1 protein-coding gene is annotated in these 1024 nt (G+C 41.2%); it reads left to right on the top strand.

All coding sequences use genetic code 11. The features are described 5' to 3' along the window. On the top strand, positions 1-1024 hold a 1024-nt coding region (locus tag ACFO6W_RS21690; RefSeq protein ID WP_380000399.1), incomplete at both ends, for a hypothetical protein.

Genomic DNA, 1024 nt, shown 5'->3' with positions numbered 1-1024 from the left:
GAGACTATAGCGTAGCCATCGGGGGTGAATCCTCTGCTACGGCTACTAATGAATTTTCTGTCGGCAATGCCAATCGCAAAAGAAAGATTACCAATGTAGCAAATGGGGTAGCCAATGCAGATGCAGCTACAGTAGGCCAGATGAATACCAAATTCCTGGATTATGTAAAACTGGCATCCGCTACAACACAGAAAATAAATTCCGATCTGGCAATAGGTAAGAATAAAGTACTCTACGGAGAGCTGAATGCAGGTCAAGTAATCCCGCTTATAAAATATACTGAGAATCCAGATAAAATAATACATATAGGAAGTACAGGTGCAGCTTTAGTACTTAATAATGGTGTTACTGAAGGACTTGACAAACATATTAATGTTAATGGGCACGATGGCAGTACACTATACTCAGACAAATTAGCTTACCTCAGTGATTTAGATTCTATTAATGAAAATATTGCAGGTCTTGCTACCATGCAGGGGAACTGGCTGGGGCAGAATTTTGACACATATGCGGACTTGGAAGCCTACGAAGTCGCACGCCTGGCAGCCGACCCGCCGCAACCGGTTGCCGATAAAACATGGACGCGCGTAATGAATGATGAAAATTACAGTAATAACCTGACTGTATATGCATGGTTCAACAATGCCGTGACATACCAGTATACGATGGTAATTGACCCACGGAACTTTCAGACGAACAAAATACAGACTTTTGAAATAGCAGATAGTGCTGTAACTACTGTAAAAATAGCGAATAGTGCAGTTACCAGCGAGAAGATTAATAACGGTTCTGTAAATGATTTAAAAATCGGTTTAAGGGATCTTTGGCCGGACCAACCTCTTAATGATATCGTTCCATCGGGTCCTAAACTTTTAACTGCAATACTGCAAGAATTAAAAAGCTATTCAATAGGTCTATTTTCGTTATTTACAAACGGGAAGGCTAATAATGCTGTGCAGGCGGATAAGCTGGCTAAGGCAATAACAATTTCAATGACTGGCGATGCTACGGGATCGGCTTCCTT

It is taken from the genome of Dysgonomonas termitidis, from assembly GCF_042654545.1.
Lineage (GTDB): Bacteria > Bacteroidota > Bacteroidia > Bacteroidales > Dysgonomonadaceae > Dysgonomonas > Dysgonomonas termitidis.
This window is presented reverse-complemented; position numbering and strand designations above follow the sequence as displayed.